The organism is Corallococcus sp. 4LFB (assembly GCF_046520365.1).
GTDB classification, from domain to species: domain Bacteria; phylum Myxococcota; class Myxococcia; order Myxococcales; family Myxococcaceae; genus Corallococcus; species Corallococcus caeni.
Genome location: NZ_JBKGHJ010000479.1, coordinates 1 through 6,274 on the forward strand (window position 1 = coordinate 1; position 6,274 = coordinate 6,274).

General features: G+C 72.9%; 3 protein-coding genes and 1 pseudogene. 1 reads left to right on the top strand and 3 read right to left on the bottom strand.

From position 1 onward, the window contains the following. Nucleotides 1–737: pseudogene (locus tag ACLEQD_RS34555) on the bottom strand (threonine aldolase family protein); the annotation flags it as partial. Here ACLEQD_RS34555 and nth point away from each other — a divergent pair. Beyond that, entirely contained in the window at nt 707–1,417 is a 711-nt protein-coding gene (gene nth / locus ACLEQD_RS34560; protein ID WP_410389947.1) for an endonuclease III, read from the top strand. The pseudogene ACLEQD_RS34555 and the gene nth sit on opposite strands and share 31 nt — an antisense overlap. On the opposite strand, the gene def is transcribed toward nth, so the two are convergent. Continuing rightward, nucleotides 1,414–1,941 (bottom strand): peptide deformylase, encoded by a 528-nt coding sequence (def, locus tag ACLEQD_RS34565; RefSeq protein ID WP_410389948.1) that lies wholly within the window; start codon nt 1,939–1,941, stop codon nt 1,414–1,416. The genes nth and def overlap by 4 nt on opposite strands. A gap of 53 nt (nt 1,942–1,994) precedes the next feature. Further along, nucleotides 1,995–5,915, bottom strand: a complete 3,921-nt coding sequence (locus ACLEQD_RS34570; protein ID WP_410389950.1) for a hypothetical protein — start codon at nt 5,913–5,915, stop codon at nt 1,995–1,997. Nucleotides 5,916–6,274: the final 359 nt, after the last annotated feature.

Consider the following 6,274-nt stretch of genomic DNA (forward strand, 5'->3'; position numbering starts at 1 on the left):
CGCGCCTGCTGCGCCTCGCGGATGACGTCCGCCCTGCCCGCGAGCGCCGAGCCCACCGGCGCCCCCAGCCCCTTCGAGAAGCACACCGACGTGGAGTCCGTCAGCGACGCCCACGCCGACGCGGGCTTCCCCGCCGCCACCTGCGCGTTGAACAGCCGCGCGCCGTCCAGGTGCACCGCGAGCCCGGCCTTGCGCCCCGCCTCCACCACAGCGCGGAAGCGGTCCACCGGCCACACCGTGCCGCCGCCCCGGTTGTGCGTGTTCTCCAGCGAGAGGAGCCGCGTGCGCGGGTTCGTGGACGTTGTCCTCGCGCACCGCCGCCGCGACGGTCTCCGGCTTCAGCAGGCCGCGCTCGCCCGGCAGGGCGCGGGCTGCACGCCCCAGAGCGCCGGCACCGCGCCGCCCTCGTAGTGGAGGATGTGGCTGCCCTCCTCCGTCAGCACCTCGTCACCCGAGCGGCAGTGCGCGCCGATGGCGATCTGGTTCGCCTGCGTGCCGGAGGGGACGAAGACGGCGGCCTCCAGCCCCAGCCGCTCCGCCACGCGCTCCTCCAGGCGGCGCACCGTGGGGTCCTCGCCGTAGACGTCGTCGCCCACCTCCGCGTCGGCGATGAGCCTGCGCATGGCGGGCGTGGGCTTCGTCACGGTGTCGGAGCGGAAGTCGATGGGCTTCATGGTTCTCCTCGCTGCGGGGAAAGGGGCCCGCCATGGCGCTTGGGCGGGGCCGCCCCGTGACATACAACGCCCGCGTGGCCCGGCGAGAGACAGTGGCGGAGAAGCGGCAGCGAGCAGTGTCGGTCCTGGACGGTCTGGAAGCAGCCATGCCGGACGCCCGCATCGAGCTGGACTACCGCACGCCGCTGGAGCTGCTGGTCGCCGTCATCCTGTCCGCGCAGTGCACCGACAAGCGCGTCAACCTGGTGACCCCCGCCCTGTTCGCCCGCTTCCCGGACGCCCAGGCCTACGCGCGCGTCGAGCCCACCGACGTGGAGCCCTTCATCCGCACCTGCGGGCTGTACCGCGCGAAGGCGAAGAACATCGTCGCCACGGCGCGCGCGCTGGTGGCGGAGCACGGCGGGCAGGTGCCGCGGGTGCGCGACACGCTGGCGGAGCTGCCGGGCGTGGGGCTGAAGACGGCGGGCGTGGTGTGCATCCACCTGGGCGGCGACGCGGCCTTCCCCGTGGACACGCACGTGAAGCGGCTGGCGTACCGGCTGGGCTTCACCTCCCACGAGGATCCGGACAAGGTGGAGAAGGACCTGCAGGCCCTGCTGCCTCGCGAGCGGTGGACGCTGGGGCATCAGCTGCTGGTGTGGCACGGGCGGCGCACGTGCTTCGCGCGCTCGCCCGCTTGCGGCGCCTGCGCGGTGGCGGACCGCTGCCCGAAGAAGGGCGTGCGCGCCACCGCGAAGGGCTAGGCGGACGCCGGAGCGCCCTGCTCCTTCGAGGCCTTGAGCTTCTTCATGCGCTTGCGGATGAACTCGCGCTTGAGCGTGGAGACGTGGTCCACGAAGACGGTGCCGTCCAGGTGGTCCGTCTCATGCTGCACGGCGATGGCGAGGAGGCCGTCACAGCGCAGCGTCTGCTCCTGGCCGTCCTCGTCCAGGTAGCGCACGGTGGCGACGGCGGCGCGGTCCACGTCCTCGGCCTCGCCGGGGATGGAGAGGCAGCCTTCCGTGTAGGTCGTCTCCCCTTCGAGTGAGACGAACTCCGGGTTGATCATCGCCAGGGGCTTGGACTCCGGCTGCTGCGGCCGGGTGTCCAGGACGATGATGCGCTGGAGGATGCCCACCTGCGGGGCGGCGAGCCCCACGCCCTCCGCGGCGTACATCGTCTCGAACATGTCCTTGATGAGCGCGCGGACCTTGTCGTCCACCTTCACCACGGGCTTGGCCTTCTGCTTCAGGATGGGGTCGGGCCAGATGAGAATCTCGCGAACCATGGGGGGAACTCTTAACCCCTCCGGACCGCGACGGGCAACCGTTCCACCGGGCATCAGTCGAGCAGATTACGGGCGTACTCGCCCCGCAGCCGGTCATCCCCCAGGGCCCGCGCGGCCTCCGTCAACACGGCGCGGATTTGCTGTGCGCGGTGCTGGAGCGCGGGGTCCGGGTGGCCGGCGAAGCGCAGCGGGTGGAACTCGGCGGCGAGCAGCGCGTAGGCCCGCTTGACCTCCTCGCTGCCGGCCGAGCGCGCGAGCCCCAGCACGGTGAAGTAGTCCGCGTCCTGGATCTCCTCGAACTTGGCCTCCAGGCGGTGCACGTCCAGCTCCGGCGGCAGGGTGCCCTGGGCGTCCTCCGAGGGCGGGTGCAGGGCGATGAGCCCCAGCGCCCGCGCCACCGCGAGCGTCTTGAGCGCGCCGTCCTGCGGCAGCCCCGCGCCCAGGAGCAGCGACTCCAGCGTGCGCTCGCCGTCCACGGCCTGCAGGAGCTGGAGCTCGCGGGCGGAGAGGCCGAAGTCCATGGGGGCCATGTGCGCGTCGCCTCGGGAGACCAGGGCTCGCAGGGAGCCGGCGGCGTCGAGGAGCGATTCGGCGGTGAGCGTGTTGCGCAGTCCTTCCGCGAGCAGGTGCAGCGGCGGGCGCGTGGCGGCGGCGAGCGCGACCTCGTGGGGCGCGGGCTCCGGCACCAGGCGGTAGAGCGTGGACGGTTCGGCGAGCGCGTCCAGGAAGACCTGTTCGGTGTAGCGCTGCACCAGCGGGACGGATTCGGCCTCGCGCACGTAGCCGCGGCCGCGCAGGGCCTCTAGGAGCGTGCCGGTGGTGGCGCTGCGCACGAGCCGCAGCTCGGCCTCCTGGCGCGCGTCGATGAGGCCGTCCGCGCGGGCGCGGTCGATGAGGGACTCGCCCTGCGCGGAGGACGCGGCGCCGACCAGGGCTCCGTCGCGCAGCCAGAGGACGCGCAAGGCGTTCATCACCTTGAGCTCCAGGCGCACTTCCATGCGCGCGTCGCACAGCCGCAGGACGAGCCGTGCGAGGCCCTCCTGCGTGAGGCTGCCGCTGCGGGCCACCGCCATCTCCGGACGGCCGGGCGATTCGAGGGGGATGAGGGTGGCGCGCGCCTGGGCCACGGCTTCTTCCGCGTCCCGCTGCGCTCGGGCTTCGAGTTGTTCGCGCTCGCGTTCGGCCTGGAGGCGCTGTTCGACGGCTTCGGCTTCGAGCCGAGTGCGGGCTTCGCGCTCGCGGGTGAGCTCCTCGCGGAGCTGGTCGAGCTGGGATTGCAGGGTGTCTCGGGCCTGCGTGAGGTCCGTGGCTTCGGCCTGGGCGCGGGCTTCGGCTTCGGCGCGGGCGTGGGTCTCCGCGGCGAGGCGGGCTTCGGCGGCGGTGCGGGCCTGGGCCTCGGTTTCGATGCGGGCTTCGAGGTCCTGGCGGGCGCGGGCCTCGGAGTCGAGGCGGACTTCCAGCACGGTGCGCAGGCGGCCTTCGGACGTGGCCTTGGCGGTGGATTCGGAGGACTTCTGCTCGGCCTGGAGGGCGCGGGACTCCGCGGCGGTGCGGGCCTGGAGCTGCTGCTCGGCGGTCGCCTCCGCTTCGGCGCGGGACTGTTCGGCCTGGGCCAGCTCCTGCGTGAGCTGTTCGATGCGCGCCTCGGCTTCGGTGCGCGCCTGGGCGAGGGCCTCGGCTTCGGCCTGGGCCTGCTTGAGCTGGCCGGCGGTCTTCGCCGCCTCGGCCTGGACCTGCGTGAATTGATCCGCGCGGTCGCCCGAGTCGGACTGGAGTTGCTGGAGCTGATCCACGCGAGCCTCGGCTTCGGCCCGTGCCTGCTTCAGCTGCTCGGCGGTCTGCTTCGCTTCGGCCTGGGCCTGCTCCAGCTGCTCCGCGTGGGCCTCCGCCTCGGCCTGGACCTGCTTGAGCTGTTCTTCGCGGGCCTCTGCCTCGGCTTGAACCTGCTTGAGCTTTTCCTCGCGGGCCTCTGCCTCGGCCTCAAGCTGGTTGAGCTTTGCCTCGCGTGCCTCGGCTTCGGCCTGAGCCTGGGTGAGCAGTTCCTCGCGGGCCTCTGCTTCGGCCTGCGCCTTCGTCAGCTGCTCGGCGAGCTTCTTCGCCTCGGCTTGAGCCTGGGTGAGCAGTTCCTCGCGAGCTTCTGCTTCGGCCTGCGCCTGCATCAACTGCTCGGCGAGAGTCTTCGCCTCGGCCTCGGCGTGCTTCAGCTGTTCGGTGTGCGTCTCCGCATCGGCCTGGACCTGGCTGAATTGATCCGCGCGCGTCTGCGCTTCGGCCCTCGCCTGCTTCAGCTGTTCGGCGTTGGCGTCGCGGGCTTGTTCGGCTTCCGTGGCTCGCTCTTCGGCGCGCTTCACGGCCTCCGACAGCTCCTTCACGCGGGCCTCGGTCCGCGCCAGGGCCTGCGTCAGCTGATCCACCCGGGCTTCCGCCTGGAGCAGGGCTTCTGCGGGCTGCGCGGCCTTGGCTTCGGCTCGCTGGCGGGCCTGCTTGAGCTGCTCCATCCGCGCGTTGGCCTGGCTCAGGGTCTCCGCGAACCGCGTCTCGTTCTGCTTTGCCGCCGCTTCGGCCTCTTCCGCTCGGACTTGCGCTTCGGCCAGGGCCTCCTCGGCCTTCGCGGCCCGGGCTTCCGCCTCCGCCAGGCGTTCGGCGTTTCGTTCCGCGGTGGCTTCGGCGGCGGCGCGGGCCTCTTCGGCCTGGCTCACCGCCTGGGTGGACTGCTTTGCCTTGGCCTCTCCCTGAAGCAGCACCTGCGCCAGCTGCTGCGCCCGGGCCTCCACCTGCGCCAGGGCCTGGGCGGACTGCTTCGCCTTCGCCTCGGATTGCTCCAGCGCCTGCGTGGCCTGCTGCACCCGCGTCTCCGCCTGGGCCAGCGCCTGCGCGGACTGCTTCGCCCTCGCTTCGGACTCGGCCAGCGACTGGGCCAGTTGGTGCGCTCGCACCTCCACCAGGGACAGCGCCTGCGCGGAGTGCTTCACCTTCGCTTCGGCGGCGGTCCGGGCCTTCGCCTCCGCTTCGGCGCGGGCCTCCGCTTCGGCAAGCCGGGCCTCCAGCGCGGCGGCCTCACCGTCGCGGCTCTCCGTCCGCTCGGATCCGGCTTCCTCTCGCTGACTCGCGTCCTCGCGGGCCCTGGCTTCGGCTTCCGCCCGGGCTTCGGCCGCGAGCCGGGCTTCGATCTCGGCCTCCAGCCGCGCTTCCACGTCCGTGCGCGCGGCCTGCTCCAGTTCGGCGCGGGCTTCGGCCTCTTCGCGCGTCTGGGCTTCCTGGCGGGCCCGGAGCTCGGCCTCCTCGCGCGCCTGGACCTCCGTGGCGATGCGCTTCTCGAGCTCGGCAAGCTCGATCCTCACCATCTCCGCGAGGGCTTCGGCTTCACGGCGGGCGCGTTCCTCGGCATCCGCCCGGGACTCGGCATCCACGCGGCTTCCGGCCTCGGAGGCGAGCCGGGCTTCGACCTCCGCCAGGGCCTGCGTCGCCGACACGGCCCGGACCTCCGAGTCCGCGTGGGCCTCCGATGCCTGCTTCAACAGGGACTCGGCACGCGCGCGGGCGTGGACCTCCGCTTCGGCCCGCACCTCCACGGAGCTCCGGGCCTCGACCTCCGCGTTCGCTTCGAGAAGCGCGTCCTCCCGTGCTCGCGCTTCGCCCGCCACGCGATCTTCCAGCTCGACGCGGAGCGACTGCTCCGACTCGGCCAGGGCCTCCGCGTCCGCGGCGCGGGCCTCCGCCTCCTCGATGGCGGCGTAGGCCAGCGCGAGCTCCTCACGCAGGGCTTCAAGCTCCGCGGCCAGATCCGATGACGGCTCGGCCGCGTCCTTGCGCGCCGGAGCGGGGGCCTCCTGCTCCTGGGTGCGCGCCTTGTTCGCCCGTTGCAGGCCTCCTGGCACCCGCATCGGCGACGACGGTGCCTGGGCCTCCAGCCGAGCCTTGGGCTCCGACGTGGCACCTTCGCCCGGGCGCGCGGAGGAGCCGTCTGGCTTCACGGCATCGTCCGCTCCGGCCGTGTCGCCCGGGAACGCGGAGGGATTGGCACCCGTGTCGCGTGCGCCGTTCAGCCGCGACGAGGAACCGCTGGCGCTTGCCGCATCGCCGGCGCCGGACGGGTGCCCCGGACGCGTGGGGGTGCCGCCGGTTCCCTCTCCGGCTCCGCTGTTCACGGCACCGGAGCCTGCGGCGTCACCTGATCCGGACTCCATGCCAGGACGCGTGGGGGTGCCGCTCGTTACCGCCGCACCGCCCGCTCCGGACTTGTCGCTCAGGCCCGCGGGGCCGCCTGCCGCATCGCGCGGACCCGCGACAACGCCCACAGGGGCCTTGTTCGACGAGCGCAGCGGAACTCGGG